This window comes from Cupriavidus sp. FW216-B1 (assembly GCF_058789195.1).
In genome coordinates this window covers 42,878-68,469 of the sequence record NZ_JBYTEL010000008.1, presented here as the reverse complement: position 1 = coordinate 68,469, position 25,592 = coordinate 42,878, and the positions used below count along the sequence as shown (strand labels likewise).

The window sequence follows — 25,592 nt, the reverse complement described above, 5'->3', positions numbered from 1 at the left end:
TTACCATCCGATCCACCCAAATGAACCTCTAATCTCATGTGCGCAAAGCCATAGATTCGGCAGGCGCCATGCGTTGCGGCGCACTCGTGGCACCAGCTCGATGGCAAGGTCATGTGCTTTAGCCAGCAGGTCGTAGATGGGTTACGCCAAGAAGGTGGTCGGCGTGTCTTTTTCCAGGGCAAACACGCAACGTAGTACCCTTTGGCCTTCACAGCCGTGCTCTCTGTGGCCTCATCTGGATGAGACGGGCTAGGCAAATCAGCGTGAGGTGTGCGATGGGCAGAAAGGAAACCGAGGAAGCAATTGAAGAAGCCCGACGGGGCGGCTTGAAGCGGTTCGATTTCGTCGAAGCCCTGTTCGCCGACCTGAACGCCGACGACACGCCGGAAATTCATGAAGGCAGCACGAACATCTATGCCGACCTGGGCCGCCCCGACGCGGACGAAATGCAGGCCAAGGCCACGCTCGTAACCAAGATTGGTCAGGCCATCACGGCACGGCAGTTGTCGAACGACCAAGCGGCGGCGGCTCTTGGATTGACGCTGGGCGAGTTGCTGGCCGGCCGGTTCCGTGCGCATTCGGTCGATGGCCTGGAAGGCTTGGCGGCGCTGCTCGATGAGGCCGGCCGATGATTGACCCGAAGAACCTGGAAACCTGGCTGCATGAGAAGGCCGGCCCGGCCCATGACGCACTGAAAGCCGACCCGGCCCGCGCCGTCTCGGCCGACCGGGTGCGCTACACGCTCGAAGAGTTGCTGGCCGAAGCCGAAGCATCCGGCCAGTATCCATTGCCGCCGGAGCAGCGCGAATGGGGGGATGCACCGGCCGTTGGCCGTGAGCTGCTGCCCGAGGACTTGCAAACCGTCGAAGCCATAGCCGCGTTCCTGGCCGATGCCGAAACCACGGCCGACCCGGCCTATATCCAGCACGCCCGCGAAGTCGCGGCATGTGCGCGGGCCATGCACGGCATCAAGTAGGGAAGCAGGCCAGCATCGTCATGCCTGGCGGTGCGGCAGGTGGATCTCATCGCCGGAAATGCCGATGCGAGAACCCACGCCAAGGAAGCAGCCTAGAGCGGCCATCATCATCCGACATGGCGATGCTCGAGCATACCGACGCGCACCATCACCTTTGACGAGGTATGACCGGAAAAGACAAGGGCGGCCTAGTAGCCGCCCTTGTCCTTCCCAGTGGGTTAGTCGATCGGTAAGAAGAAGAATATTCTTCTTATTCTTATTCTTACCCGCCGTGAGACTACGCGATGTGCATAGATTGCCGCACCGCGTCCAGGGCCTGGCGAAAATCATCCCGGGTGGCCTGGCCCGTCTCGGCTTGGTAGTACAGCACCATGAACATATTGGCCACGGCCTCGGCCATTGGTGAGAGCTGCCGCGCCGCCTCTTGGTCGATCCAGTCCAGGGCCGCGAGCTGCGCGGCCGCATGATGAACTGCCTGGGTTGCGATTGCATTGGTAGGATTTAAAGTTGCCATGATTCACCTCTGTGGTAGGTGGGTTGTGGAAGTGTCGGCCGGCCCCACGCCGGCCGGCGCGCTTTACCGCTGGCCGCTGCTGTAGAAGCCGGCAGCTTCTGCCAGCGGCGTGTTCCTGTTGCTACCGGTGTAGCTGCTGTCCGATGATCTGGCCGCTGCCCTGGTGGCCTCGATGGCCGACGGAGCAGAGCGATCAACAAAGGCCGAAACTTCCGCCGCTGCATCAAGCTCGGTTGATTGATCGCCAGGCCGTTCACACTCCAGCTCTTCAAAATTCAGCGTGCCGGTGTTCATCCTGGCGTAGAAGCTGGAAAGCAGGTCGTTCCCGATGCCGACCAGCAGCACCATCGTCATGATCTGCACGGCCACGCCCAGCACGGTCTTGTAGTAGTTGATCGCCATGTCGGACGTCCAACGCGAACCACCGAAGCCGAGGAAGAAGATGCCGGCGTACATCAGCAGCCAGCCCGAGACGAGCAGCAGCAGCATATTCACGGCGACAACTGCTAGCAGGATCAGGATGCCAACGCTCAAGGCCACACCGATGAAGCTATCCACGGGCGACCAGATCGACGAGTTTGTGAATGCCTGCTTCAAGATCATGAAGCCGATATCCACGATGCCCGAGGGTGTCACCGATGCCACCCCGGATGCCTGCTCACCGATCCGGGCCAGTGACTGGATTATCGAGTTGGCAAAGGCGGGGCCGTTGCGCAGCAGCCAGAGGAAAAAGCCGAAGAACAGAATGAAGCGGATGAACTCGGCGAAGAACTCGCCAATGTCGGCCTTGCGTAGCGCCATGAAGCCGAACGTAAAAACCAGCGAGATCGTGCCCAGCGTCCAGAACAGGAACATCGCGGCATTCATAACCACCGTCTGCCAGGACGTGGCCCGCGTGGCGAACTCCGTCACCACCTGGTCAAGCATCCCCTGGTTGGTGAGCTGGGCCGATGCGGCGGAGGAGTAAAGCGCGAGGGCGACGCCGATTAGCGCCGCCTTGTGCAGTGCTTTCATGGCTTCACCTCCTTCTGGTCTTTCGGGTCGGCCAGTTCGAGCCAGTTCATGGGCTTCTCGGTCGGCGCGATGCCGCCGGCGGCCGGCGACCGGCGCGAGCACAGCCCGGCGAATTTCTCGCGCATGGCCCTGTCCTCGATCTTCTTGATCGCCTCGATCTGGCAATTGGTGTCATTGACCTCTGGCATGGGCGGGATGGCCGGCTTGTTGTCGCAGCCGGCCAGCAGCACAACCACGAGGCCGGCAAGCAGCATCGTTTTATTCATGGTGCAGGGCCTCCGTCAGCGGGTCAGTTCGAGCCAGTTTCTCGGGCTGGCCGTGCGCTCAATCCTGGATTCCCTGGAAGTCGCGCCGGCGGCCTGCTGTTGCGCCTCAAGGTCGGCCTGCGCCTGCATCCTGGCGGTCGCGGCGTTCTGCTGCGCGATCAGCAAGCCACGGATTTGCAGGAGCTGGTTTGCCTGGTTGGCGGCAAGCTGGTTGGCGAAGCCGATGGCCTGCATCTGGCCGGTCGCGCCCTGTGCCGCTGACTGGAGCCGTTCGAGCTGGCGAGCGTCGGCGGTAAGGTTGCGCTGCTGTTGCTCCAGACCCTTGAAAAGCGCGTCGTTCGCCTTCTTCTGGCTCTCGCTCGCCAGGCGGCGGTTTTGCTCCATCGCGGCGCGCTCGGCATCCGAGCACCCGGCGGCCGAGAAGCACGGCGAGCTGCGGTAGTAGCTCACGTCCTGGAACTTGCCCAGGTAGGCGTCGAGACTGCCGAGCTGGTTCCTGTAGTAGTCCAGCGTGTTGACGGCGTTCATCAACCCGTTGATGGTGGACTGCGCCTGATCCCAGATGTAGGCCGCCGGGGCCATCGTGTTTTGCAGCATGTTCTCGTACTGCTGCAATTGGGTCTGGTACTGCTCGATCTGCTTGAGCGTCTGCGCCACCGACTCGATGGCCGTCATGACGTTCTGCACTAGGTTCCCGCCGTCGATGACGGGAATGCCAGCCTGCGCCGGGGTGATGATGATGCTGCCGGCAAGGACGGCAGCGAGCGTGGTTTTAGCCGCTAAAAAACGGACGTGTTTCATGGTCGCAATCTCCATTCGATGAAAGAAAGGCAATGCCTTGACCAAGCTCGCGCTTGCCCACAGCAAGGTTTCATCGAAGAGCTACGCCACTAGCCAATCGGTATCGCCCTTGGCACTGAGGCCCGGACTTCGGTGTTTCTGTTCTCGGCCCTATGGGGTGTCCCTGGCCTTATGCGTCCTCCCGAGAGTTGATAACGCTCCAGCCGATGGCCTGGAAGGGCCTTGTGTCGCGTCCAGCACACGGTAATTTAGCCGCTAAAACGCTCAAGGCTTAGCCCTCGGCTGCACCACCGACCTCATAAGCCGGCTCATGTCGTCCTGGGTGGCCTCAATCCGACCCAGCAGGGCGAGGATCGTGGCATCGCCGAAGCGGGCCGTGCGCGGGTCGTCGGTGAGCCATAGTTTGAGCAAGCCGCCCAGACGGCCAAGGTCGCCATTCACGCGCACCAGCTCGCGCACGTAGTGGTAGTCCATGACGCCCTTGACCTGGTAGCCCTGGCCCACGTCGCGCAGGTAACGCGCCACGCTAATCCCCGCCCTCTTGGCGTTCTCCTCGATCAGCTCGCGCTCTTCGGGAAGGCAGTACACCTTGATGGGCGGGCTGTTCTTCCGCGTGACCCTCTTCTCGTCGTCCATTCGTTCTCCAGCCGGCGGTAGCCGGCAGCCTCGCAGAGCAGGATGCCCCGTTGAGCGCCCCCGGCGCGAATAAGGGGAAGTGAAGAAGGACAACCCGCTTGCGGGTGGGCCTACTTCACCTATCCTGCCCGCCTTACGGCGTTGATTTCGCATCGTATGAAGCATCGAATCTCGCGCTATAAGCAGCCATTGGCGCGCAATAGCGCACCAACAGCGCGACAATGAACGGAAATTTCCAATTTCCGTGTGCTTGCAGCGATCCAATTGCCATTGGCAGCGTTTCAGCCATGTGCTTGTAGCGATTGAGCGTGGGCCTTTTCGAACGCTCCTCATTGCAGGGATATCGGGTTCAACTCCGCTTCGCCAAACCAGTGGCCGTGCTGCCAGCCGGCGCATTGGTGATGTACCTACGGACGTATTTCAGAAAAGTCTCGTAGCGAAACGGAATGCGCCTGGTCTCGCGCATGTGCTCCCAGATGGTCTTCAGATCGAAGCCTGCGGCCATTGCCTCCATCACATCCTCGCGAGCCAACATGAACGCAGGCGGGTAGTTCATCCGCCTCAACGTTCCGGTCTTCAGCTCGTGCGCGATAACCGCAGCCAGCCTTTGTTCAAGTTCGGTACCCATTTCCGTAAACCTCCGTTATCAACTGAACTACTCCGAAGGTTACGGAGTACCGGCCTACACAACATTCCAATAATTGGCCGAATTGGTTGACATAGAGCCGATGGCACAGACATAACCCATCGAAATAGCGATGGCGGCCCAGCATCACGGAAAAGTTGAACGCCAAGAGGGAGGTTCCCCGAGCCCCGCGCGGCCCCTCAAGTGTCAACAAACAGTTCGGGCCGCCATCGTGGGAAACGGTGATGGTGGCCAGCCTCGCCAGAAATGACGATGCTGCAGTTCGGCCTGCGCGCGAAAAATTGGCCAGCCTCATGTCGCGGTCGGGCAACGAATGGCCCTGTTGTATGTTGTATCGTGCTACAACATACAACGCCAGTCATTGACACTTGAGGGGCGCAGCGTTTTAGCCGCTAAAAAGAGCGGTCGGAGCCGACTACCCTTCTGGCGTAAAACTTGAAGACCGAATGGCCGTCCCATCGGCAAGGGCTTGGCGTCGCCCTAAAGGGCGGCGACAAGTGCCGCGCCTAGTGGACGATCTTGGAAGATCATGGATGGAATTCACGGACTAGCCGCAAACCCGCACCGTTGCTGTATTTTTCAGTTTTGGCGGGGGAACGTTGCTACGGGTGAAGGGGAGCGTTGCTACGGAGGTTGGGGAACGTTACTACGGGCTTTGGCCTGCCGATTTCCCACTTTCCTGCCGCATACTCGCTCACCTTCCAGCCCACGGCGGCAAGCTCAGCCAGAGCCTTGCGAGCCTTCTGGCGGCGCTTCTTCATGGCCTCGGCGTTCGCCTCGTCCGGCCAGACGTAACCAGAAAGAGTATCCAGCTCCACGCGCCCAGCTTTGCCCGGGTCGATCCAGCCGCATAGACGCTGGTGAATCAAGCGGGCCGGGTCGGTTTGTAACGACCGTACCTCGGCCATGTCGATGCGGGTATGCGGCCGCCTTCCAAGAATCGCCTCCGTAATCTGAGGGTTCAGCGCGACGAATAGCCGCCCATCTTCCTCATCGAAGTCATGGCTCATCAGGTGAAAAGACTTGTGTCTGATCCCTTTGGTAACCATCACTGTCACGTTTGTCATGCGCAGCAAACACGCCCTGATCGCCCTGATGTTGTCGCCACCATCGGTCAAGCCGATCTCACCGAGCAGACTGGTCATGCTCTCGCGCACGACAAGCGCATCCTCCCCTGCCGCATCGAACTTCGGTTCAAGAAGTAGACGGAGCTGCTTCGGCAAGTCCCCTGATGGCTCTGGCGTCAGGATGATGCCCTTCGGCCCTCCAAGAGCCACAAGACCTTGCAGCAGCCGCATGTCATCAGCACCAAGAGGCTCGAAGCCGACGAACCGCGCTTGTGCATTCTCGGCGTAGTGATACGTCACATCGAGCTTTAGCTTCTTCCGCTCACCGCGCTTGAGACTGCGGAACAAGCCGGGAACCAAGCAGTGCATTGGATCGTGCCTGGCATGGGTGAGGTCAAAAGCCATCGCCTCGCCTCCGGTCATCGCGCCCCTTCTCATTCCTGCTGACCTCATGCAGCTCCACCGGCACCAGAACGCCGCCAGTCTGCCGCATGTACCAGCGATCAAGCGGCGTGGCGTCGTAGTTCTGCTTGCTGACGCCGAAACGCACGAAGTAGCTGCGGCGCTCATTGCCGATGGGCTGTCGGTCATGGGTGCGGTCGCTGAGGCGCTTTCCCTCGTCCTCGGTCATGCGGGCGACGTAACCGCACCACCTGGCGTTATCGATCAGCGCGGACGCGCCACGCGCGGCCTGTTGCTGGTCGGTCTGCCCTTCGCGGGCGCTTCCCTTGCTGACGTGGTGCAGGTAGAGCACGGACGCGCCTGTAGTAGCCGCAACATGCTCCAGCACGGCCACGAGATGGGCCATGTTGCCGTTGCTGTTCTCATCGAGGGTGTGAATACGGCTCAGGGTGTCCAGTACGATCAGCCGCGCCCCGGCGCTGTACTCGATGACACGGCGCAAGTGAGCATCGTCCATGATGTTCAGACGCTTGCCCATGATTGACTCCAACGCGAGGTTTTCCGCGATGGCCTGGCGGGCTGCGTGCCCGAGGTGCTGGCCGATGGCGTGAATGCGCCGCACAAGCGCGGGCGGTGGGTCTTCCCCAGCCAGATAGACCACGCGCCCGGTGTGCGCGGGAGCAAGGCCAACGAGGTCGCCACCCGCGACGCTGCATGCGATGCTCATGGCCGCTTCCAGCGCCCAGAAGCTCTTACCCGTGGCCCCTGGGGCGACGAGCGCGCCGACAGTTCCCGCGAGGAAGCCAGGCCATATGAAGTTCAGCACCGGCGGTTCGTGCTCGAACGCCGCCAGTACATCAATCGCCATTCCTCAGTTCCCCGTTCCGTACAGGGACTCGTCGCTCAGCACCTCGGCGATCTGCGAGGTTCGGAAGTAGACCCGCCGGCCGATCTTCAAGCGGGCCTTGTTGATCCGCTGCGTCCATTCGTTCGTCGCACGCAAGCTGATCCGCAACCCATCAGGCGAACGATCCAGGACAGTGGCGAGCTGCGCGATGCTCAGCAGCGGGCCGAAGCGTTGCAGCAGCGTGTCTTCCATCGTCATTGCGTAAACCTCCGTTATCAACTGAATTGCAACGAAGGTTACGCAGCGCCAGGCTTGATGGCAGCTTATTAGTTGGCAATAATGGTTGACATGGAAAACGAAGAGAACGCAAAGAAGCGCCTTGGTCGCTACTACATCCCCATCTGGGAAGGCTGCGACCCCACCGTTTCTCAGTCCATCAAAGATTTCCGTGAACGTTGGAAGCCATACTCCACGTCTTCGCGACGCTACCCCATCGGGCGACTGATCCAGGAAGTGATCGATCCTGCTGTAGCCGCCTACATGGCAACCCTTCCAGTACGCTACTCGGGCTACGTCCCCGGCGCCGGCACGGGTGTGGGCTTCAGCGCGATCATTGGACTGGTAGGACTTGACGCGATGGTTCGCGTGCAGCGCCAGTTGCTACGCCAGTTCATCAAAACGGAAGACCGACAGACACCAAGGGATCATCGCTTTACCGCGACCCTCGAAGCCTTGATCGAACTGGTTTGCTGCTGTGCCAGCAAACGCCCGCAAACGTCTGCCCCCGCTCAGGGCGTCAGTCTCAATGCGCAACGGAAACACGGCTTCTGCGACTTCTGCGGAGAGCTGACGGAGTTTTCCGCGTTCATGGCCAAGGTTGCGGAGCAGCAGGTCAACGATGCGGAGCTTGAGAATCGCAAGAAGCTTGAACTTAGTCACCAGTATTGCGAGGGGCATCGACCCAAGCTAACGAATGGCGAATGGAACCCCGCATACAGACAGGCGAAGCGATCACTCGCGCAGTTTGAACTTGAGCTGGCCAGGTTCAGCCAGCAATGCGCGAAGCCGGCAACGCCGCAAGTGAAATCGGGCGATCAACTCGTTGACGGCTACTTCTTCCACTATGTCATGCGCCAGACGTTGCAACCGGCTGACAAGGCGGAACTGCGCAACCAGGCGCGGCTGATGGTGGACTCGAAGCTATCCGATCGCAAGAAGCAGATCTTGATGCTCCAGTGGTCTGGACTCAATCAGTCGGAGATTGCGCGAAGGTTGGGCATCGAGCGCCAAGCGGTATCGAAGGCGCTGGCATCAATCCCCGCAATGTTTCACTTGAAGAAGAAGCGCCCCATCCGCTGATTTCTTTTGGTGTCAACCAAAAGAGTCAATCATTAGGCCGAAGCGATCCGCATTGACAGGCACCATCAGGCACATATTCGCAAGTGACTGAAGAGGCCAGGGGATGCAGGCAACCACAAGTAAGACACTCATCAACCGGAAGAAGCTACTGGCGATGATCCCGCTGTCTGAGCGCACGATCTTCAACATGGAACAGCGCGGGGAGTTCCCGCGCCGGATCGCACTCACCAGCCGAAACGTCGCCTGGGACTTGGCAGAAATCGAGGAGTGGATCGAGGCACGCAAGTCATCGGGCACGCAGGCCATGCGGCCCGGCTTCACCCCGTCGGTCGCAGCCACCGCTTTTTAGCCGCTAAAACGCCGCGCCCCTCAAGTGTCAATGACAGCCGAGGCCAAGGTCACTGTTCTGGAGGCGCTGCCGCCCTCCTCTGACTTACGCCTTCGGCCGCTTGAGCGTCCATTCGTCGATCATGTCCGCCCAGTCCTGCAACATCGCCGTCCGCTGCTCACGGTACTCGGCCTTGTTGTAGACGGCCCTGACGCCTCTCTGTTCGTGCGCCAGGCACTTCTCGATCCAGTCCGTGTTGTAGCCGGCCTCGTGCAACAACGTGCTGGCCGTGCGCCGCAAGTCATGCGGCCCGAACTTGGCGAGCGGCTTTCCTTCCTTCTGCGCCAGCCGATACGTCAGCGTCAGCACCTGGTTGAGCGTGGCGCTGCTCATGGGTAGGTCCGAGTCGTACCGCGACGGCAGCACGTAGTCCGATCCACCGGCGAAGGTTTTCAGGGCAATGAAGATGTCCAGCGCCTGGCGGGACAGAAACACCAGGTGCGGATTGCGCCGCTTCATCCGCTCCTTCGGGATCGTCCAAAGCGCGTCGCTGAAATTGATCTCGCTCCAGGTCGCGTTGGTTAGCTCGCTCTTGCGCACCATCGTCAACAGCAGCAGCTTGGCCGCCGCCCGAATGGATGGCGCTGTGCCGATGCGCTCCATGTACTGGTACAACAGGCCGATCTCGTCGGGCGTCAGCGCACGGTCGCGCGGCTCGAATTTGGCGATGGACGTTGGGCGCACCAGCTCCGCCGGGTTCTCGACCTTCTGGCCACGCTCGATGGCCCAGCGATAGACCTGCATCACCACCTCGCGGACATGCACTGCCGTTGCCGGCGCGCCGCGCTCCACGATGGCATCGGTCAGTGCCCGCAAGTCCTCGTGGGTAATCTCCACCAGCTTCTGATTGCCGAATTTCGGCTTCAAGTCGCGCTCGTAAACTGAGCGGCGCATGTCGCGGGTGGAGTCGGCCATCTGGTAGCCGCGCAGCCACTTTTCTGCCCAGGCTCCGAACGTCTCCGCATCCTTGACGCGGGCCTTGTCCCGCGCCTTTTCCTTGGCAGGCGACTTCCCGGCCGCGATCATCTTCTTGGCCTCGCCCAGCCGCTCGCGGGCTTCCGCCAGGGTGATGCCCCCAACACCGTAACGGCCGAAAGTGATGGTCTCCTGCCGGCCGTGGATTGAGTAGTTGTAGCGGAATGAGATCGCCCCGGCGGGCGTGACGGCCACATAGAGGCCGTCACGGTCGTTCTCCTTGTAGAGCTTGTCCCTCGGCTTGAGGTTGCGCAGCTTGGTATCGGTCAGCATGGTTCTCGCCCTAGTTCGGCTCAAATACCATGATCAAAAATCAGTCCAATACTGGCGTAAAAACACAATGAAATCATTGCATTACGTCAGATCAATACCATGATCGCTAGAAGGGTAGCTACATGGTATCGATGACACCTCATGGCATTAAAGCATTCAATGCCATTCATCATGCCATGAAAAAACGGTGCTTGGCGATGCCAAAGATTGCCAGCCGGTGCCGAATGAAATCACAAAAAAGCCCGCAATGACGCGGGATTATCTATGTTTTCCTGCTACCAGGTGCCAGCCGGTGCCAGACGTAGAATCACTCCCACTCAATCGTAGCCGGCGGCTTCCCCGAAACGTCATACACCACCCGGTTCAAGCCACGTACCTCGTTGATAATCCGGTTCGAGCAACGCCCCAGCAACGCATACGGCAAATGCGCCCAATGCGCCGTCATGAAGTCGGTGGTCTGCACCGCGCGCAGCGCGACGACGTAGTCGTAGGTGCGGCCGTCGCCCATCACGCCGACGGACTTGACCGGCAGGAACACGGCGAAGGCCTGGCTGGTCAGGTCGTACCAGCTCTTGCCGACCTGGGCGGGTTCGCACAGGCCGGCGGCGGCGTCCTGTTCGGTGGCGATGGTGGCGCGCAGTTCTTCGATGAAGATGGCGTCGGCGCGGCGCAGCAGTTCGGCGTAGTCGCGCTTGACTTCGCCGAGGATGCGCACGCCCAGGCCCGGGCCGGGGAACGGGTGGCGGTAGACCATCTCGGGCGGCAGGCCGAGTTCGACGCCGAGTTCGCGCACTTCGTCCTTGAACAGGTCGCGCAGCGGTTCGAGCAGCTTGAGGCCGAGCGTCTCGGGCAGGCCGCCGACGTTGTGGTGGCTCTTGATGGTGGTGGCTTTCTTGGTCTTGGTGCCGCCGGATTCGACCACGTCGGGGTAGATGGTGCCTTGCGCGAGCCATTTGGCCTTGCTGAGCTTCTTGGCTTCGGCCTGGAACACTTCGACGAATTCGCGGCCGATGATCTTGCGCTTGGCTTCGGGGTCGGTGACGCCGGCGAGGTGGCCGAGGAACTGTTCGGCGGCGTCGATGTGGACGACCTTGGCGTGCAGGCGGCCGGCGAACATTTCCATGACCATCTTGCCTTCGTTGAGGCGCAGCAGGCCGTGGTCGACGAACACGCAGGTGAGCTGGTCGCCGATGGCGCGGTGGATCAGGGCGGCGGCCACGGACGAGTCGACGCCGCCGGACAGGCCGAGGATGACTTCTTCGTCGCCGACCTGTTCGCGGATCCTGGCGACGGCTTCGGCGATGTGGTCGCGCATGACCCAGTCGGGCCGGGCGGCGGCGATCTTGAGCACGAAGCGTTCGAGGATGTCGCGGCCCTTGGCGGTGTGCGTGACTTCGGGGTGGAACTGCACGGCGTAGTAGCCGCGCGCTTCGTCGGCCATGCCGGCGATCGGGCAGCTCGGCGTGGAGGCCATGAGCTTGAAGCCGGGCGGCAGTTCGGCGACCTTGTCGCCGTGGCTCATCCAGACCTTGAGCATGCCGTGGCCTTCGGGCGTGGCGAAGTCTTCCAGGTCCTTGAGCAGCGCGGTGTGGCCATGCGCGCGCACTTCGGCGTAGCCGAATTCGCGGTGGTCGCTCCATTCCACCTTGCCGCCCAGTTGCACGGCCATCGTCTGCATGCCGTAGCAGATGCCGAGCACCGGCACGCTGAGGTCCCACACGGCCTGCGGCGCGCGCAGCTGGTGGTCTTCGTAGGTGCTGGCGTGGCTGCCGGACAGGATGACGCCCTTGGGCGCGTACTCGCGCACGAATTCGTCCGACACGTCGTTCGGGTGGATCTCGCAGTAGACGTGCGCTTCGCGCACGCGGCGGGCGATCAGCTGCGTTACCTGCGAGCCGAAGTCAAGGATGAGGATTTTGTCGTGCATGATGGGCGGATGGCGTGTCGTCCAGCGCGGGCTCGGGCATCACCTCGGTGCCCGGGCCATAGCCGGGCGGCGGGGTGATACCGGGCTCTTGCCGGTATTCGGGTGATTGCGGCCGGCGTGCCGCGGGCGGCGTGCCGGCATCTTTGTTCTGCGCGTCTTTCTGCAGTTCGCGCTTGTCGCGTTCGGCGCGCTCGCGCACGCGCACGCGCTTGGCGGCGGGCAGCTGCACGGCCGCGAAGAAAGCGAGGACCGCGGCCAGCACCGGCAGCCAGATCTTGCCCGCGCCCTGCACCGGCAGGTCGAGCATGAGCATCCAGGCCACGATCAGGATCGCGCTGACGAGGTTGACCTGCCCGACCGTGCGCGCCACCGCGACCGTGAGCTGGCCGTTGATGGTGGCCTGCCACAGCAGCAGCGCCAGGCCGATCAGCGCGACGCCGAGCAGTTGCCCGTAGAGCGGCGGCTGGGGCTGCGGCAGTTGCAGCGCACTGTAGAGCGTCGTGAAAGGCGACAGCAGCAGGACGGCGCCGAGCAGCAACTGCAGCAGGGCATCGAGGAACAGCACAGCTCGCAGCAATACTTTCATGAAATCTCCTCCGGTCAGGCGTGGGCCCGGCCTGGGGGCGCGGCCGGCTCGGCCCGGGGGAAACCTGTACCGGGCCGCGCGGCTGACGGGGCGTCGCGCCCCGCGCAGCCACTGGTCGAATCGACTTAGTCGATGTAGTAGTTCGGCGCTTCCTTGGTGATCTGCACGTCGTGCACGTGCGATTCGCGCATGCCGGCGGCGGTGATCTGCACGAACTCGGAAGTCTCGTGCCAGCTGGCGATGGAGCTGCTGCCGCAGTAGCCCATCGAGGCGCGCACGCCACCGCAAAGCTGGTGGATGATGGCCGTGACCGAGCCCTTGTAGGGCACGCGGCCTTCGATCCCTTCGGGGACCAGCTTGTCGACGTTGGCGGTGTTGTCTTCCTGGAAGTAGCGGTCGGCCGCGCCGTCCTTCATCGCGCCCACCGAGCCCATGCCGCGGTAGCTCTTGAACGAGCGGCCCTGGTACAGGAACACCTCGCCCGGCGCTTCCTCGGTGCCGGAGAACATGCCGCCCATCATGACCACGTGCGCGCCGGCTGCGAGCGCCTTGGCGATGTCGCCTGAGTAGCGGATGCCACCGTCGGCCACCAGCGGCACGCCGGTGCCCTGGAGCGCCTCGGCCACGTTGGCCACCGCGGTGATCTGCGGCACGCCCACGCCGGCGACGATGCGGGTGGTGCAGATGGAGCCGGGGCCGATGCCGACCTTGACGCCGTCGGCGCCGTGGTCGACCAGCGCGCGCGCGGCGGCGCCGGTGGCGATGTTGCCGCCGATCACCTGCACCTGCGGGTAGTTCTGCTTGACCCAGCGCACGCGGTCGAGCACGCCCTGGCTGTGGCCGTGGGCGGTGTCGACCACGATCACGTCGACGCCGGCCTTGACCAGCAGGTCGACGCGCTCGTCGTTGTCGGGGCCCACGCCCACCGCCGCGCCCACGCGCAACTGGCCGCGGTCGTCCTTGCTGGCCAGCGGGTGTTCCACGGCCTTCTGAATGTCCTTGACGGTGATCAGGCCGCGCAGCTCGAAGGCCTGGTTGACCACCAGCACGCGCTCGAGGCGGTGGCGGTTCATCAGGCGCTTGGCGTCTTCCAGCGAGGCGTCCTCGCCCACCGTGACGAGCTTCTCGCGCGGGGTCATCTTGGCGCGCGCCGGTGCGTCGAGGTCTTCCTCGAAGCGCAGGTCGCGGTTGGTGATGATGCCCACCACGGACTTGCCTTCCAGCACGGGGAAGCCGGAGATGCCGTATTGATGTGACAATGCAATCACATCGCGGATCTTCATGTCCGGCGGGATGGTGATCGGGTCGCGCAGCACGCCCGACTCGTAGCGCTTGACGCGCGCCACCTCGCGGGCCTGGTCGGCCGGCTTCAGGTTCTTGTGGACGATGCCGATGCCGCCGGCCTGCGCCATTGCAATGGCCAGGCGGGCTTCCGTGACGGTATCCATTGCGGCGGATACCAGCGGAATGTTCAGTTCGATCGAACGGGTCAGGCGGGTGCGGAGGGAGACATCACGGGGCAGTACCGACGAATAGGCCGGCACGAGCAGCACGTCATCGAATGTGAGTGCTTTCTGGACAAGACGCATAGCAATTCCTCTAGGCGCAAAACCGAATTATACAGGAATGGCACGTTTCTTGATGCGCCTGCGAGTGCCCTTGTGCGAGTCTGCTATGCTCTTTGTCTTTTTTCCGGCATAGGCGGACCACGATGGGGATCGGCGTACTGTGCGGCCTGCTGGCCGGCGCGTTCTGGGGCATGGTGTTCATCGCGCCCAAGCTGCTGCCGGTCTTCTCGCCGTGGGAGCTGGCCATCGGCCGCTACCTGGCCTACGGGCTGGTGGCGTTCGCCGCCGCGCTACCGCTGATGACGCGCATCGCGCGCAAGCTCACCCGCGCCGACTGCGTGGCGCTGCTGCGCCAGGCCTTCACCGGCAACCTGCTCTACTACGTGCTGCTGGCCTTCGGCGTGCAGCTCGCCGGGGTCGGCCCGACCTCGCTGATCATCGGCATCCTGCCCATCTCCGTGACCATCATGGGGCGGCGCGACCACGGCGCGGTGCCGCTGGCGCGGCTGATCTGGCCGCTGCTGGTGGTGGCCGCGGGCATCGCCTGCATCAACCTCGACCTGTTCGGCGGCGGCGCCGGCGCGCACGGGCCGGCCGCCGGCGAGGCCGCGCGCACGGTGTGGGAGCGCGTGGCCGGCGTGATGTGCGCGGCCGGCGCGCTGGTGTGCTGGACGCTCTATGCGGTCGACAACGCGCGCTACCTGCAGCGCAATCCCCAGTACAGCGGCAACGAGTGGTCGGCGCTGTACGGCATCTCCACCGGCGTGGTCTCGGTGGTGCTGGCCATCGCCGGCTGGCTGCTGGCCGGCGACCGCCTGGGCGACGCCGGCAGCGGGCGCGACTGGCAGTGGTTCTGGATGGTCAACGCGGCGGTGGCGCTGGGCGCGTCGCTGATCGGCAACAACCTGTGGAACATCTCGAGCCGCCGCCTGCCGCTCACGCTGTCGGGCCAGATGATCGTGTTCGAGACGCTGTTCGCGCTGGCCTACGGCTTCGTGTTCGACCACCGCCTGCCGCGCCCGCTGGAGATCGCCGCCATTGTGTTGCTGATGGTCGGCGTGGCGTGGTCGGTGCGCTTGCACGCCACCGGCAAGTCTGCCTAAACTAGCGCCGCAGTCGCGGCGGTCCGGCCGCGCGGCCGCGATGTCCCGATTCGCCGATTCTCCGATTCGCCGATTCCCGTTGCTCCCCGCAGGCTGTCACCCCGACCCGACGACCCGAGCCAATGAAACCCATGCTTGCGCGCCTGACCGCGCACCTCGCCGCGCACCCGATCGCGACCCTCACGCTCGCCGCCCTGGCCTGCCTCTGCCACCCCGCCGCCGCGCAGGCGCAATGGCAGTGGCGCGACGCCGCCGGCCGCACCGTGTTCAGCGACGTCCCGCCGCCGCCCTCGGTGCCGGTCGCCAGCGTCATCAAGGCGCCCGGCCGCTTTGCCGGCATGCTGCGGCCCGCCGACGCGGCGCCCGCCTCGGATGCCGCCGCGGCCAGGCCCGAAGCGAAGGGGGAAGCAAAGGCGGAAGCCCGCGCGGAGACCGCCACCGGCTCCGAGGATGCCTTCCAGAAGCGCCGCGCCGAAACGCTCAAGGCCGAGGCCGACCAGGCCGCCAAGGACAAGGCCGCGCAGGAGCGCGAGGCGCGCTGCGCCGGCTTGCGCGGCTACGCCGCGGCCCTGCAGCAGAACCGGCGCATCACCGTGCCGGCGCCGGACGGCTCGCCGCAGCACCTCGACGACGACCAGCGCCAGGCCGAACTGCAGCGCACCAACGCCAGCCTCGCCGAGAACTGCGTCTGAGCGGGCCGCGCGGCCGGATCGACCGCCGGTTCAGCCGCTGGGTCAGCCACCGCCGCGCAGCCATTTCTGGCCTTCGCGGGTGCCGCCGCGGCGGGTCTTGAGCACGCGCTTGCGGCGCGCCGACTTGGGGTCCGCCACCAGCGGGCGATAGACCTCGATGCGGTCGCCCTCGCGCACCACCGTGTCGGGCGTCTTGAGCTTGTTGAAGATGCCCACGCGCAGCGTGGCCGGGTCCACTTCCGGGCAGGCCTGCAGCAGCCCCGACGCGCCGATCGCGCCGACGATGGTGGTGCCCGGCGCCACCTCGGTTTCCTTCAGGAAGGCGCCTTCCGGGCGCGCGTAGCAGACCAGCACGCGCAGCGCGGGCACGGCTTCAGCGGTTGCCATAGACCACCTCGGCGCGCTTGACGAAGGCATCGACGAACGTATTGGCAATCATGCTGAACACCGGTCCGATGATCTTTTCCAGCAGGAAGCTGGAGAATTCGTAGTGCAGGTGGAACTCGATCTTGCAGGCGTCCTCGCGCAGCGGCGTGAAGCGCCAGGAACCGCTGAAGACCTTGAAGGGGCCGTCCTCGAACACCATATCGATACGCACGGGCCGCTCCTGCGTGTTGCGGGTGTGGAAATACTGCTTGATGCCGTTGAAGTGGATGTGGATCTTGGCGTCGAGCAGGGTCTCGGTCTGCTCGAACACCTCCACGCCACCGCACCAGGGGAGGAACTTGGGATAGTCCTCGACCTGGGTGACCAGGTTGTACATCTGCTCGGCCGAGTAGCCAAGCAGCACGGATTTATGGACGTCTGCCATGTATCGGGAAATCGGGAATATCGGGAAGCGCGGCAAGGCCCGCGCAAATCCCGCCTGCGCCATGATGCACTGCGGGATCCACCGGGAGCGGCCGGTTTGCTAGAATCGCAATTTTAGCCCACGCGCGGCCCGGCGGCATCCCGGCCGCGCCCGCGAGGCGCATGGCGGCCTCCCCGGCGCCCTGCGGCGCGGCGCGCCAGCCCGCCCCCTCCCTTCGTTATTCTGGTTTTTTGTTTTTTCCTACCGTTATTTCCTTTACCCGGACCGCATGACCATCGCAGACAACAAGAAAGCCTTTTTCGACTACTTCATCGAAGAGCGATACGAGGCGGGGATCGTGCTCGAGGGCTGGGAAGTCAAGGCGATCCGCGCCGGTCGCGTGCAGATCAAGGAAGGCTACGTGGTCGTGCGCGACGCCGAGCTGTTCCTGATCGGCGCCCACATCAGCCCGCTGCAGAGCGCTTCCACCCACGTCAACCCGGACGCGGTGCGCACCCGCAAGCTGCTGCTCAAGGCCGAGGAAATCAAGCGGCTGATCGGCAAGGTGGAGCAGCGCGGCTTTACCATCGTGCCACTGAACCTGCACTACACGCGCGGCCGCGTCAAATGCGAGATCGGCCTGGCCAAGGGCAAGAAGCAGTTCGACAAGCGCGAGACCGAGAAGGACCGCGACTGGCAGCGCGAGAAGGCGCGCATCATGAAGGGCGCGACGAAGGAGTAGGCCACTATAGGTCACTACGGGCCGCGCCTGCCGCGGCTCGCATGAGCGGCGCCGCTCTCCTGCCTTCCTGCCCTGCCTGCGCGCCCTTCCCGGCCTACTTCCCGGCGTACTTCCCGACGCCCTTGCGCGCTCCCGCGCAGCCCTCCCCGGCGCCCTAAGCCTTCTGCCCCTTCACGATCTGCAGCGCGGCGGCCACCATGCTGCTCATGTCGCCGAGGTTGCCCGGCACGATCAGCGTGTTGCCCTGCTTGGCCAGGTTGCCGAAGGCGCCCACGTATTCCTCGGCCACCTTCAGGTTGACCGCTTCCATGCCGCCATCGGTGCGGATGGCCCGCCCGATCTTCTCGATGGCCTGCGCGTTGGCTTCCGCCACCGCCAGGATCGCCGAGGCCTCGCCCTGGGCGCGGTTGATGGCGGCCTGGCGGTCGCCCTCCGACTTCTGGATGGCGGCCTCGCGCGCGCCGGTGGCCAGGTTGATCTGCTCCTGCCGCTTGCCCTCGGACGCCGCGATCAGCGCGCGCTTCTCGCGCTCGGCGGTGATCTGGGCCTGCATGGCGTGCAGGATCTCCTTGGGCGGCGTGAGGTCCTTGATCTCGTAGCGCAGCACCTTCACGCCCCAGCTCGCGGCGGCCTCGTCCAGCGCGTTGACCACGCTGTGGTTGATGTAGTCGCGCTCCTCGAAGGTCTTGTCGAGCTCCAGCTTGCCGATCACCGAGCGCAGCGTGGTCTGCGAGAGCTGGGTGATGGCCACCACGAAATTGCTCGAGCCGTAGGACGCCTTCATCGGATCGGTGACCTGGAAGTACAGCACGCCGTCGACCTGCAACTGCGTGTTGTCGCGCGTGATGCAGACCTGGCTCGGCACGTCGAGCGGGATTTCCTTGAGCACGTGCTTGTAGGCCACCCGGTCGACGAAGGGCAGCACCACGGTAAGCCCCGGCGTCAGCGTCGCGCGGTACTTGCCCAGGCGCTCCAGCACCCAGGCGTGCTGCTGCGGCACGATCTTGAAGCTCTGCGCCACCAGCACGATCACCGCGACCAGGACCAGCAGGGGCAGCAGGCTGCCGAAGAATTCGAACACGGGACCTCCAGGACGGGTTGAAAAAGGATTCCGAAAAGCCGCAAAGAACCACGAAAAGCCGAAAAAATCCGGAAAGCGCCTGAAAAACCGGGGACAGCCGGGCGCCTAGCGCGGGCTGACGAACAGCGTGTTGCCGTGCACCTCGACGATGCGAAAGCGCCCCGGCGCGGCGGCGCCGCTCTGCAGCTCGACGTCCCACTCCGTGCCGCGGTAGCGCACCCGCGCGCGGCCGCCCTCGCCCCAGGCCGGCACTTCCAGCTCCTGGCCGATGTCCGGGTTGACGTTGGGATCGCGCTCCGCCGCGTCGCGCCGCGTGCGGCCATAGCGGGAACGCCGCAGCACCACGAAGCCGGCCAGCCCCACCAGCGCGGCGAGCACGGTCTGGCTGGCGGGCCCGAGCCCGGCCAGCGCGCCCAGGCCGCCGGCGGCCGCGCCCAGCGCCACCATCAGCAGGTACAAGGTGCCGAGCCCCAGTTCCGCGATCACCAGCACCGCGGCCAGCGCAAACCAGATGTAGTACGGCGCCATCTCGCTCCCCTTGCCTGCCCGCCGCCACCGCGCGGACGGGCGGGCCCAAAAATGAAAAACCCCCGCAGCGCCAGGGCGCCTGCGGGGGTTCGGAACACCTGGCGCAGGGCCGGTGTACCGCTATTGTGACGTCAAATGCCTCAGGAAGCCAGTTGCTTCCACGTATCGATCACCGAGTCGGGGTTCAGCGAGATCGACTTGATGCCTTCCTTGGCCAGCCACGCGGCGAAGTCCGGGTGGTCCGAAGGACCCTGGCCGCAGATGCCGACGTACTTGTCCAGGCGCAGCGCCGTGGAGATCGCGCGCGACAGCATGAACTTGACGGCCGGGTCGCGCTCGTCGAAGTCCTTGGCCAGCAGCTCCATGCCGGAGTCGCGGTCCAGGCCCAGCGTGAGCTGGGTCAGGTCGTTCGAGCCGATCGAGAAGCCGTCGAAGAACTGCAGGAATTCCTCGGCCAGGATGGCGTTGGACGGCACTTCGCACATCATGATGATGCGCAGGCCGTTCTCGCCGCGCTTCAGGCCGTGCTTGGCCAGCAGCTCGATGACCTTCTCGGCCTGGCCGAGCGTGCGCACGAACGGCACCATGATCTCGACGTTGGTCAGGCCCATGTCGTCGCGCACGCGCTTCATGGCCTTGCATTCCATCTCGAACGCTTCGGCGAAGTCGTCGGCGATGTAGCGCGAGGCGCCGCGGAAGCCCAGCATCGGGTTTTCCTCGTCCGGCTCGTAGCGCGAGCCGCCGATCAGCTTCTTGTACTCGTTGGACTTGAAGTCCGACAGGCGCACGATCACGGGCTTCGGATAGAACGCCGCGCCGATGGTGGCGATGCCTTCGGCCAGCTTGTCCACGTAGAACGCGCGCGGGCTGGCGTGGCCGCGGGCCACGCTTTCCACGGCCTTCTTCAGGTCGGCGTCGACCTGCGGATAGTCGAGGATGGCCTTCGGGTGGACGCCGATGTTGTTGTTGATGATGAATTCGAGGCGCGCCAGGCCCACGCCCTGGTTCGGGATCTGGCAGAAGTCGAAGGCCAGTTGCGGGTTGCCGACGTTCATCATGATCTTGACGTCGATCTCCGGCATTTCGCCGCGCTGCACTTCGGTGACTTCGGTCTCGAGCAGGCCGTCGTAGATGCGGCCTTCGTCGCCCTCGGCGCACGACACCGTGACCAGCGTGCCGTCCTTGAGCAGGTCGGTGGCGTCGCCGCAGCCGACCACCGCTGGCACGCCCAGCTCGCGCGCGATGATGGCGGCGTGGCAGGTGCGGCCGCCGCGGTTGGTGACGATGGCGGCGGCGCGCTTCATCACCGGCTCCCAGTTGGGATCGGTCATGTCGGCGACCAGCACGTCGCCGGGCTGCACGCGCTCCATCTCGGCCGGGTCGTTAATCACGCGCACGCGGCCGGTGCCGATCTTCTGGCCGATCGCGCGGCCGCTGGTCAGCACGGGCGCGGTGCCCTTGAGCTTGAAGCGCTGCTCGGCCTTGCCGACGGACTGGCTCTTCACGGTCTCGGGGCGCGCCTGCAGGATGTAGATCTTGCCGTCGCGGCCGTCCTTACCCCATTCGATGTCCATCGGGCGGCCGTAGTGCTTCTCGATGATGACGGCGTACTTGGCCAGCTCGGCCACGTCGGCATCGGTGATCGAGTAGCGGTTGCGCAGCTCGATGGGCACGTCCACGGTCTTCACGCGGCCGGCTTCGCCGGGCGCGGTGAATTCCATCTTGATCAGCTTGGAGCCAATCGAGCGGCGGATGATCGGGTACTTGCCGGCCTGCAGCGTCGGCTTGAAGACGTAGAACTCGTCCGGGTTGACCGCGCCCTGCACCACCGTTTCGCCAAGGCCGTAGCTGGAGGTGATGAAGACCACTTCCTGGAAGCCGGATTCGGTGTCGATGGTGAACATCACGCCCGAGGCGCCCACGTCCGAGCGCACCATGCGCTGCACGCCGGCCGACAGCGCCACCACGTCATGGGCGAAGCCCTTGTGCACGCGGTAGGAGATGGCGCGGTCGTTGTACAGCGAGGCGAACACGTGGCGGATCTTGTCCAGCACGTCGTCGATGCCGCTGACGTTGAGGTAGGACTCCTGCTGGCCCGCGAACGAGGCGTCGGGCAGGTCTTCGGCGGTGGCCGACGAGCGCACCGCGAACGAGGCCTCGGCGCCTTCGCGCTCGGCCGCGCGCGCGTAGAACTCGCGGATTTCCTGCTCTAGGCGGGGCTGGAACGGGGCCTTGGCGACCCAGTCGCGGATCTCGGCGCCAGCCTCGGCCAGCGCCTTGACGTCGTCGACGTCGAGCGCCTTGAGGCGCTCGGAGATGCGCTGGGTCAGGTTGTTGTGGGTGAGGAAGTCGCGGAACGCGAGCGAGGTGGTCGCAAAGCCGCCGGGAACGCGCACGCCGGCCTCGGCCAGCTGGGAGATCATCTCGCCGAGCGACGAGTTCTTGCCCCCCACGGTTTCCACATCTTCCTTGCGCAACTGCTCGAACGGCAGCACGTAGGCGCCGTCAATTGCCGGGTTGTTCATAAAAGCCTCAAAAACAAAGTAAGAAACTTGTTGCTGACGCCCGGAATCTTGTTGGAGTTCTGCTACCGGACGGATCGCTTGGCTAAACAGTCCCGCGCATTCCCACGCTGGTGGGGACCGGAGTTCGACCGTGATTGCTGCAGCGCACATTGTCGACAATCCGGGGCCGGATCGTTCTCCCGACAGCGCTGGCGGAATTGCTTAGCGAAAAGATCGCCGCTATTCTACCGTGCCGCACCGCACTTTCGCGGCGCACGGTTTCAAAAAAATTGTCCATACATGTCCCAGCCCGCCGCTCCCGCCGCGCCCCTTGAGCCGCTGCAACCCCAGGTACCGCGCAACGAGGAGCGCCCCGCCGTGCGCACCGTTTTCATCGTCTCGGACGGCACCGGCATCACCGCGGAAACCTTCAGCCACTCCATCCTGGCGCAGTTCGAGATGCGTTTCCGCAAGGTGCGCATGCCGTTCGTCGACACGCCGGAGAAGGCACATATCGCGGTCGGCAAGATCAACGAGGCCTTCTACGCCGAAGGCGTGCCGCCCATCGTCTTCACCACCCTGGTCAACCAGGAGTCGAACAAGGCGATCCGCCGCGCCAAGGCCATGATCCTGGACATGTTCCAGACCTTCATCGAGCCGCTGGAAAAGGAGCTGGGACTGAAGTCCACGCACGCCATCGGCCGCTTCCACCAGAACGCCGACACCGAGGCCTACCAGAACCGCATCGAGGCGATCAATTTCTCGCTCGCGCACGACGACGGCCAGTCGCACAAGAACCTGGCCGAGGCGGACGTGATCCTGGTCGGCGTGTCGCGCAGCGGCAAGACCCCGACCAGCCTCTACCTGGCGATGCAGTACGGGCTCAAGGCCGCCAACTACCCGCTGATCCCCGACGACTTCGAGCGCGGCAAGCTGCCCACCGCGCTGTACCAGTTCAAGCAGAAGATCTTCGGCCTGTCGATCAACCCGCAGCGCCTGGCCGAGATCCGCAACGAGCGCCGCCCCGGCAGCAAGTACGCCGCGCTGGAGAACTGCCGCTACGAAGTCAACGAAGCCGAGGGCATGATGCGCCGCGAAGGCATCAAGTGGCTGTCCTCCACCCACAAGTCGATCGAGGAGATCGCCACCACGATCCTGCAGGAGATCAAGGTGGAGCGGGACAGCAATTATTGAGGCGCGTCGCGCCGGCGCCCGTCAGCCCGCTCGCCGCTGCCGCACCGCCTCGAACAGGCAGATGGCCGTGGCCGCCGCCACGTTGAGCGACTCTAGGCCGCCCGGCTGCGGGATGCCCACGGTGCGGTCGACCCGCTCCATCCACTCGCGGCTCACGCCGCTGCCCTCGTTGCCGACCACCCACGCGACCGGCGCGCGCAGGTCGGTGTCGAACACGTCCGCCTGCGCATGCGAGGAAGTCGCCAGCAGCGGCACCGCCAGGCGCGGCGCCAGCATGTCGAAGGTGCAGTGCTCGACGATGTTGAGGTGGAAATTGGCGCCCATCGCGGCGCGCAGGGTCTTGGTGGACCACGCGAAGGCGCTGCCGGTGACGAGGAACGCGTGGCCGATGCCGGCCGCGGCGGCGCTGCGCAGGATCGAGCCGACGTTGCCGGCATCCTGCACGCCGTCGAGGATGATGCAGTCGGTGTCGATGCGCGACGGCAGGTGCCCGGACGGGGTCTCGATCACCAGCATCAGGTCGATGCCGTTGACCACGCCGGCGACCTGCGCGAACAGCGCGTCGGACAGCAGCACCACGCGCTCGGAGGCGATCTGCGCCAGCAGCGGCGCCACCTCGGCGTGGTCGTAGTGCCGCTCCGACACCACGCATTGCACCGGCTGGCCCAGCGCGGCCAGGTAGGCCTGCGCCAGGTGCACGCCGTCGAGCACGGACTGGCCCGCCTTGCGGCGCGCATGCGTCGAGGTGGTCAGCGCCTTCAGGTGCTTGAACAGCGCGTTCTCGCGCGAGGTGACGTGCTTCACGATGCCTGCTCCGCCGATGCGCCCCTTGCCGGCACGGGCGCCGGCGCGATGCGCCCGAGCGCGATCGCCTCGCGCACCGGCGCGAACGAGCGCCGGTGGTGCGGCGTGGCGCCGAACTCGGCCAGCGCGGCGAGGTGCTGCGGCGTGCCGTAGCCGGCGTGCGCGTCGAAGCCGTACTGCGGGTACGCGGCATGCAGCGTCAGCAGTTCGCGGTCGCGCGCCACCTTGGCCAGGATCGACGCGGCCGAGATCGCCTGCACCTTGGCATCGCCCTTGACGATGGCCTCCACCGCGAAGCGCACCTGCGGGCAGCGGTTGCCGTCGACCTGCACCAGGTCCGGCTCCAGCCCGGCGTCGGCCAGCCCGTGCACCGCGCGCTGCATGGCCAGCATGGTGGCGTGCAGGATGTTGATGGTGTCGATCTCTTCCACCGTGGCGAAGGCGATGTGCCAGCCCAGCGCGCGCTCGCGGATCTCGTCGAACAGCACCTCGCGGCGGCGCGCGGTCAGCACCTTGGAATCGGCCAGGCCCTTGATGGGCCGTGCCGGGTCGAGCACCACCGCCGCGGCATAGACCGGGCCGGCCAGCGGTCCCCTGCCCGCCTCGTCCACGCCGCACAGGCAGCGCGCGCGGGCCGCGCTGGCGGTCAGCTCGAAGCCGAGCTGGGCCTCGTCCGGGGTCGTCTTGCGGCGCGCCATTACACGCCCCTCCGCTGGCGGATCAGGTCCGCGACCACGGCCGAGGCGATCTCGGCGGTATTGCGCTTGAGCGTCTGGTGCATCTGGGTGAAATGTTCGCGCAGGAACGCGGTATTGCCTTCGTCGTTGAGCTGCAGCAGCGTCTCGCGCGCCAGCGCCTCGGGCGTGGCGTCGTCCTGCAGCAGCTCGGGCACGACGAAGCGCCCCGACAGGATGTTGGGCAGGCCCACGTAGGGCAAATAGCCCTGTCGCTTCATGATCTGCGCGGTCAGCCAGGGCACCTTGTAGGAGATCACCATCGGCTTCTTGTACAGCGCCGCCTCCAGCGTGGCGGTGCCGCTGGCCAGCAGGATCACGTCGGCCGCCTCCATCGCCAGGTGCGACTGGCCGTCGACGATGGTCAGCGGGATCTGCGGATGCTGCCGGTGCAGGTTTTCCACGGCCTCGCGCAGCGTGGGGCTGGCCGCGGGCAGCACGAAGACGAGGTTGCCGTCCATGCTGTGCATGCGCGCCATCGCGCCGAAGAAGGTCGGGCCGAGGTTGCGCACCTCGGACTGCCGGCTGCCCGGCAGCACCGCCACCACGCGGTTGCCGGCCGGCAGGCCGAGCCGGGCGCGCGCGCTCTCGCTGTCCGGCACCATCGGGATCACGTCGGCCAGCGGGTGGCCGACGTAGGTCGCGGGAATGCCGGCCCGCGCGTAGATCTCGGGCTCGAACGGGAACAGGCACAGGATGTGGTCCACCGCGCGCGCGATGGTGCGGATGCGCCCGCCGCGCCAGGCCCAGATCGAGGGGCTGACGAAGTGCACCACGGGAATGCCGGCGCGGCGCAGCGGCACTTCCAGGCCGAAGTTGAAATCGGGCGCGTCGACGCCGATGAAGCACAGCGGCGGCCTTGCCAGCAGCGACTCGCGGATGGCGCGGCGCGTGGCCAGGATCTCGCGCAGCGAGCCCAGCACCTCCACGTAGCCGTTGACCGACAGCGTGTCCATCGGCCACTGCGACTCGAACCCCTGCGCCATCATGCGCGCGCCGCCGATGCCGGCGTAGCGCACGGTGTCGCCCAGGCGCGCCTTCAGGCCGCCCATCAGCAGCGAAGCCAGCAGGTCGCCGGAATTCTCGCCGGCCACCATCGCGATGGTGCCGCGCGCATCCGCCGCGCCTGCTGCGCGCGGCGCGCCGTCCGGGGCCGGCAGGACACCGTCGACCAT

At 65.0% G+C, this 25,592-nt stretch carries 29 protein-coding genes; 8 read left to right on the top strand and 21 right to left on the bottom strand.

Annotated elements, in window-relative coordinates:
- Positions 1-275 precede the first annotated feature (275 nt).
- Entirely contained in the window at positions 276-632 is a 357-nt protein-coding gene (locus AC3WXD_RS18345; RefSeq protein WP_492324367.1) for a helix-turn-helix domain-containing protein, read from the top strand.
- Positions 629-976 (top strand): helix-turn-helix domain-containing protein, encoded by a 348-nt coding sequence (locus AC3WXD_RS18340; protein ID WP_492324366.1) that lies wholly within the window; start codon positions 629-631, stop codon positions 974-976. The genes AC3WXD_RS18345 and AC3WXD_RS18340 overlap by 4 nt, the downstream gene beginning before the upstream one ends.
- A gap of 277 nt (positions 977-1,253) precedes the next feature.
- On the opposite strand, the gene AC3WXD_RS18335 is transcribed toward AC3WXD_RS18340, so the two are convergent.
- The 9 genes from AC3WXD_RS18335 to AC3WXD_RS18295 form a co-directional block, all read right to left on the bottom strand.
- Positions 1,254-1,490 (bottom strand): type I toxin-antitoxin system ptaRNA1 family toxin, encoded by a 237-nt coding sequence (locus AC3WXD_RS18335; protein WP_107431246.1) that lies wholly within the window; start codon positions 1,488-1,490, stop codon positions 1,254-1,256.
- Positions 1,491-1,553: 63 nt separating this feature from the next.
- The gene (trbL, locus tag AC3WXD_RS18330; RefSeq protein ID WP_492324365.1) at positions 1,554-2,504 is read right to left on the bottom strand and encodes a P-type conjugative transfer protein TrbL; all 951 of its coding nucleotides are present in this window, start codon (positions 2,502-2,504) and stop codon (positions 1,554-1,556) included.
- Complete coding sequence (trbK, locus tag AC3WXD_RS18325; protein WP_492324364.1) at positions 2,501-2,758, bottom strand: entry exclusion lipoprotein TrbK; 258 nt, start codon at positions 2,756-2,758, stop codon at positions 2,501-2,503. The genes trbL and trbK overlap by 4 nt, the downstream gene beginning before the upstream one ends.
- 27 nt (positions 2,759-2,785) lie before the next feature.
- Positions 2,786-3,571, bottom strand: coding sequence for a P-type conjugative transfer protein TrbJ (trbJ, locus tag AC3WXD_RS18320; protein WP_492324363.1), 786 nt, complete (start codon positions 3,569-3,571; stop codon positions 2,786-2,788).
- Between the two features lie 264 nt (positions 3,572-3,835).
- Positions 3,836-4,207, bottom strand: coding sequence for a conjugal transfer transcriptional regulator TraJ (traJ, locus tag AC3WXD_RS18315; protein ID WP_492324362.1), 372 nt, complete (start codon positions 4,205-4,207; stop codon positions 3,836-3,838).
- Positions 4,208-4,556: 349 nt separating this feature from the next.
- Positions 4,557-4,835 (bottom strand): TraK family protein, encoded by a 279-nt coding sequence (locus AC3WXD_RS18310; protein WP_492324361.1) that lies wholly within the window; start codon positions 4,833-4,835, stop codon positions 4,557-4,559.
- Positions 4,836-5,455: 620 nt separating this feature from the next.
- Entirely contained in the window at positions 5,456-6,325 is an 870-nt protein-coding gene (gene repC / locus AC3WXD_RS18305; RefSeq protein WP_492324360.1) for a replication protein C, IncQ-type, read from the bottom strand.
- On the bottom strand, positions 6,315-7,190 hold the full coding sequence (locus AC3WXD_RS18300) for a helicase RepA family protein (protein ID WP_492324359.1): 876 nt from the start codon (positions 7,188-7,190) through the stop codon (positions 6,315-6,317). Before AC3WXD_RS18300 ends, repC begins: the two co-directional genes overlap by 11 nt.
- A gap of 3 nt (positions 7,191-7,193) precedes the next feature.
- Positions 7,194-7,427, bottom strand: coding sequence for a Plasmid-related protein (locus AC3WXD_RS18295; protein ID WP_015039729.1), 234 nt, complete (start codon positions 7,425-7,427; stop codon positions 7,194-7,196).
- 90 nt (positions 7,428-7,517) lie between these two features.
- Between AC3WXD_RS18295 and AC3WXD_RS18290 the strand changes: the two genes are divergently transcribed.
- Together AC3WXD_RS18290 and AC3WXD_RS18285 are read left to right on the top strand one after the other, a co-directional pair.
- Positions 7,518-8,528, top strand: coding sequence for a LuxR family transcriptional regulator (locus AC3WXD_RS18290; protein WP_492324358.1), 1,011 nt, complete (start codon positions 7,518-7,520; stop codon positions 8,526-8,528).
- 103 nt (positions 8,529-8,631) lie between these two features.
- Positions 8,632-8,877, top strand: a complete 246-nt coding sequence (locus AC3WXD_RS18285; protein ID WP_026437060.1) for a helix-turn-helix transcriptional regulator — start codon at positions 8,632-8,634, stop codon at positions 8,875-8,877.
- Positions 8,878-8,961: 84 nt separating this feature from the next.
- On the opposite strand, the gene AC3WXD_RS18280 is transcribed toward AC3WXD_RS18285, so the two are convergent.
- The 4 genes from AC3WXD_RS18280 to guaB form a co-directional block, all read right to left on the bottom strand.
- On the bottom strand, positions 8,962-10,164 hold the full coding sequence (locus AC3WXD_RS18280) for a tyrosine-type recombinase/integrase (RefSeq protein WP_492324357.1): 1,203 nt from the start codon (positions 10,162-10,164) through the stop codon (positions 8,962-8,964).
- Positions 10,165-10,471: 307 nt separating this feature from the next.
- The gene (gene guaA, locus AC3WXD_RS18275) at positions 10,472-12,091 is read right to left on the bottom strand and encodes a glutamine-hydrolyzing GMP synthase (protein ID WP_492324356.1); all 1,620 of its coding nucleotides are present in this window, start codon (positions 12,089-12,091) and stop codon (positions 10,472-10,474) included.
- Entirely contained in the window at positions 12,066-12,677 is a 612-nt protein-coding gene (locus tag AC3WXD_RS18270; RefSeq protein WP_059412802.1) for a hypothetical protein, read from the bottom strand. The genes guaA and AC3WXD_RS18270 overlap by 26 nt, the downstream gene beginning before the upstream one ends.
- Positions 12,678-12,802: 125 nt before the next feature.
- Positions 12,803-14,266, bottom strand: a complete 1,464-nt coding sequence (gene guaB, locus AC3WXD_RS18265; protein WP_020423833.1) for an IMP dehydrogenase — start codon at positions 14,264-14,266, stop codon at positions 12,803-12,805.
- Between the two features lie 122 nt (positions 14,267-14,388).
- Between guaB and AC3WXD_RS18260 the strand changes: the two genes are divergently transcribed.
- Both AC3WXD_RS18260 and AC3WXD_RS18255 read left to right on the top strand, forming a co-directional pair.
- The gene (locus AC3WXD_RS18260) at positions 14,389-15,348 is read left to right on the top strand and encodes a DMT family transporter (RefSeq protein WP_020203921.1); all 960 of its coding nucleotides are present in this window, start codon (positions 14,389-14,391) and stop codon (positions 15,346-15,348) included.
- 122 nt (positions 15,349-15,470) lie between these two features.
- A complete protein-coding gene (locus AC3WXD_RS18255; RefSeq protein WP_492324355.1) occupies positions 15,471-16,040 on the top strand; it encodes a DUF4124 domain-containing protein in 570 nt (189 codons plus the stop codon).
- Between the two features lie 42 nt (positions 16,041-16,082).
- Here AC3WXD_RS18255 and AC3WXD_RS18250 read toward each other — a convergent pair whose 3' ends face one another.
- Positions 16,083-16,427, bottom strand: coding sequence for an RnfH family protein (locus tag AC3WXD_RS18250; protein ID WP_492324354.1), 345 nt, complete (start codon positions 16,425-16,427; stop codon positions 16,083-16,085).
- The gene (locus AC3WXD_RS18245; protein ID WP_029043806.1) at positions 16,414-16,851 is read right to left on the bottom strand and encodes a type II toxin-antitoxin system RatA family toxin; all 438 of its coding nucleotides are present in this window, start codon (positions 16,849-16,851) and stop codon (positions 16,414-16,416) included. Before AC3WXD_RS18245 ends, AC3WXD_RS18250 begins: the two co-directional genes overlap by 14 nt.
- A gap of 268 nt (positions 16,852-17,119) precedes the next feature.
- On the opposite strand from AC3WXD_RS18245, the gene smpB reads away from it, so the two are divergent.
- Positions 17,120-17,572 carry an SsrA-binding protein SmpB gene (gene smpB / locus AC3WXD_RS18240; RefSeq protein ID WP_020203926.1) on the top strand — a complete coding sequence of 151 codons (453 nt, stop codon included), beginning with the start codon at positions 17,120-17,122 and terminating at the stop codon, positions 17,570-17,572.
- Between the two features lie 154 nt (positions 17,573-17,726).
- On the opposite strand, the gene AC3WXD_RS18235 is transcribed toward smpB, so the two are convergent.
- From AC3WXD_RS18235 to ppsA, 3 genes are all read right to left on the bottom strand, one after another.
- Positions 17,727-18,653, bottom strand: coding sequence for an SPFH domain-containing protein (locus AC3WXD_RS18235; RefSeq protein ID WP_059412806.1), 927 nt, complete (start codon positions 18,651-18,653; stop codon positions 17,727-17,729).
- 105 nt (positions 18,654-18,758) lie between these two features.
- Complete coding sequence (locus AC3WXD_RS18230) at positions 18,759-19,181, bottom strand: NfeD family protein (RefSeq protein WP_020203928.1); 423 nt, start codon at positions 19,179-19,181, stop codon at positions 18,759-18,761.
- 140 nt (positions 19,182-19,321) lie between these two features.
- Positions 19,322-21,706: a phosphoenolpyruvate synthase gene (gene ppsA, locus AC3WXD_RS18225; RefSeq protein ID WP_059412807.1), complete on the bottom strand. Its 2,385-nt coding sequence runs from the start codon at positions 21,704-21,706 to the stop codon at positions 19,322-19,324.
- Between the two features lie 357 nt (positions 21,707-22,063).
- Between ppsA and ppsR the strand changes: the two genes are divergently transcribed.
- On the top strand, positions 22,064-22,879 hold the full coding sequence (ppsR, locus tag AC3WXD_RS18220; RefSeq protein WP_020203930.1) for a posphoenolpyruvate synthetase regulatory kinase/phosphorylase PpsR: 816 nt from the start codon (positions 22,064-22,066) through the stop codon (positions 22,877-22,879).
- A gap of 21 nt (positions 22,880-22,900) precedes the next feature.
- Here ppsR and AC3WXD_RS18215 read toward each other — a convergent pair whose 3' ends face one another.
- The 3 genes from AC3WXD_RS18215 to lpxB are packed head-to-tail and all read right to left on the bottom strand — an operon-like array spanning position 22,901 to position 25,592.
- Positions 22,901-23,683, bottom strand: a complete 783-nt coding sequence (locus AC3WXD_RS18215) for a TrmH family RNA methyltransferase (RefSeq protein ID WP_020203931.1) — start codon at positions 23,681-23,683, stop codon at positions 22,901-22,903.
- Positions 23,680-24,381: a ribonuclease HII gene (gene rnhB, locus AC3WXD_RS18210; protein ID WP_020203932.1), complete on the bottom strand. Its 702-nt coding sequence runs from the start codon at positions 24,379-24,381 to the stop codon at positions 23,680-23,682. Before rnhB ends, AC3WXD_RS18215 begins: the two co-directional genes overlap by 4 nt.
- Complete coding sequence (lpxB, locus tag AC3WXD_RS18205) at positions 24,381-25,592, bottom strand: lipid-A-disaccharide synthase (RefSeq protein WP_492324353.1); 1,212 nt, start codon at positions 25,590-25,592, stop codon at positions 24,381-24,383. The genes rnhB and lpxB overlap by 1 nt, the downstream gene beginning before the upstream one ends.

Excerpts from the sequence above, each read along its gene's own strand:
- AC3WXD_RS18345 (WP_492324367.1), top strand. The coding sequence starts at position 276 with ATGGGCAGAAAGGAAACCGAGGAAGCAATTGAAGAAGCCCGACGGGGC.
- AC3WXD_RS18340 (WP_492324366.1), top strand. The coding sequence starts at position 629 with ATGATTGACCCGAAGAACCTGGAAACCTGGCTGCATGAGAAGGCCGGC.
- AC3WXD_RS18335 (WP_107431246.1), bottom strand. The coding sequence starts at position 1,490 with ATGGCAACTTTAAATCCTACCAATGCAATCGCAACCCAGGCAGTTCAT.
- trbL (WP_492324365.1), bottom strand. The coding sequence starts at position 2,504 with ATGAAAGCACTGCACAAGGCGGCGCTAATCGGCGTCGCCCTCGCGCTT.
- trbK (WP_492324364.1), bottom strand. The coding sequence starts at position 2,758 with ATGCTGCTTGCCGGCCTCGTGGTTGTGCTGCTGGCCGGCTGCGACAAC.
- trbJ (WP_492324363.1), bottom strand. The coding sequence starts at position 3,571 with ATGAAACACGTCCGTTTTTTAGCGGCTAAAACCACGCTCGCTGCCGTC.
- traJ (WP_492324362.1), bottom strand. The coding sequence starts at position 4,207 with ATGGACGACGAGAAGAGGGTCACGCGGAAGAACAGCCCGCCCATCAAG.
- AC3WXD_RS18310 (WP_492324361.1), bottom strand. The coding sequence starts at position 4,835 with ATGGGTACCGAACTTGAACAAAGGCTGGCTGCGGTTATCGCGCACGAG.
- repC (WP_492324360.1), bottom strand. The coding sequence starts at position 6,325 with ATGGCTTTTGACCTCACCCATGCCAGGCACGATCCAATGCACTGCTTG.
- AC3WXD_RS18300 (WP_492324359.1), bottom strand. The coding sequence starts at position 7,190 with ATGGCGATTGATGTACTGGCGGCGTTCGAGCACGAACCGCCGGTGCTG.
- AC3WXD_RS18295 (WP_015039729.1), bottom strand. The coding sequence starts at position 7,427 with ATGACGATGGAAGACACGCTGCTGCAACGCTTCGGCCCGCTGCTGAGC.
- AC3WXD_RS18290 (WP_492324358.1), top strand. The coding sequence starts at position 7,518 with ATGGAAAACGAAGAGAACGCAAAGAAGCGCCTTGGTCGCTACTACATC.
- AC3WXD_RS18285 (WP_026437060.1), top strand. The coding sequence starts at position 8,632 with ATGCAGGCAACCACAAGTAAGACACTCATCAACCGGAAGAAGCTACTG.
- AC3WXD_RS18280 (WP_492324357.1), bottom strand. The coding sequence starts at position 10,164 with ATGCTGACCGATACCAAGCTGCGCAACCTCAAGCCGAGGGACAAGCTC.
- guaA (WP_492324356.1), bottom strand. The coding sequence starts at position 12,091 with ATGCACGACAAAATCCTCATCCTTGACTTCGGCTCGCAGGTAACGCAG.
- AC3WXD_RS18270 (WP_059412802.1), bottom strand. The coding sequence starts at position 12,677 with ATGAAAGTATTGCTGCGAGCTGTGCTGTTCCTCGATGCCCTGCTGCAG.
- guaB (WP_020423833.1), bottom strand. The coding sequence starts at position 14,266 with ATGCGTCTTGTCCAGAAAGCACTCACATTCGATGACGTGCTGCTCGTG.
- AC3WXD_RS18260 (WP_020203921.1), top strand. The coding sequence starts at position 14,389 with ATGGGGATCGGCGTACTGTGCGGCCTGCTGGCCGGCGCGTTCTGGGGC.
- AC3WXD_RS18255 (WP_492324355.1), top strand. The coding sequence starts at position 15,471 with ATGAAACCCATGCTTGCGCGCCTGACCGCGCACCTCGCCGCGCACCCG.
- AC3WXD_RS18250 (WP_492324354.1), bottom strand. The coding sequence starts at position 16,427 with ATGGCAACCGCTGAAGCCGTGCCCGCGCTGCGCGTGCTGGTCTGCTAC.
- AC3WXD_RS18245 (WP_029043806.1), bottom strand. The coding sequence starts at position 16,851 with ATGGCAGACGTCCATAAATCCGTGCTGCTTGGCTACTCGGCCGAGCAG.
- smpB (WP_020203926.1), top strand. The coding sequence starts at position 17,120 with ATGACCATCGCAGACAACAAGAAAGCCTTTTTCGACTACTTCATCGAA.
- AC3WXD_RS18230 (WP_020203928.1), bottom strand. The coding sequence starts at position 19,181 with ATGGCGCCGTACTACATCTGGTTTGCGCTGGCCGCGGTGCTGGTGATC.
- ppsA (WP_059412807.1), bottom strand. The coding sequence starts at position 21,706 with ATGAACAACCCGGCAATTGACGGCGCCTACGTGCTGCCGTTCGAGCAG.
- rnhB (WP_020203932.1), bottom strand. The coding sequence starts at position 24,381 with ATGGCGCGCCGCAAGACGACCCCGGACGAGGCCCAGCTCGGCTTCGAG.
- lpxB (WP_492324353.1), bottom strand. The coding sequence starts at position 25,592 with ATGGTCGACGGTGTCCTGCCGGCCCCGGACGGCGCGCCGCGCGCAGCA.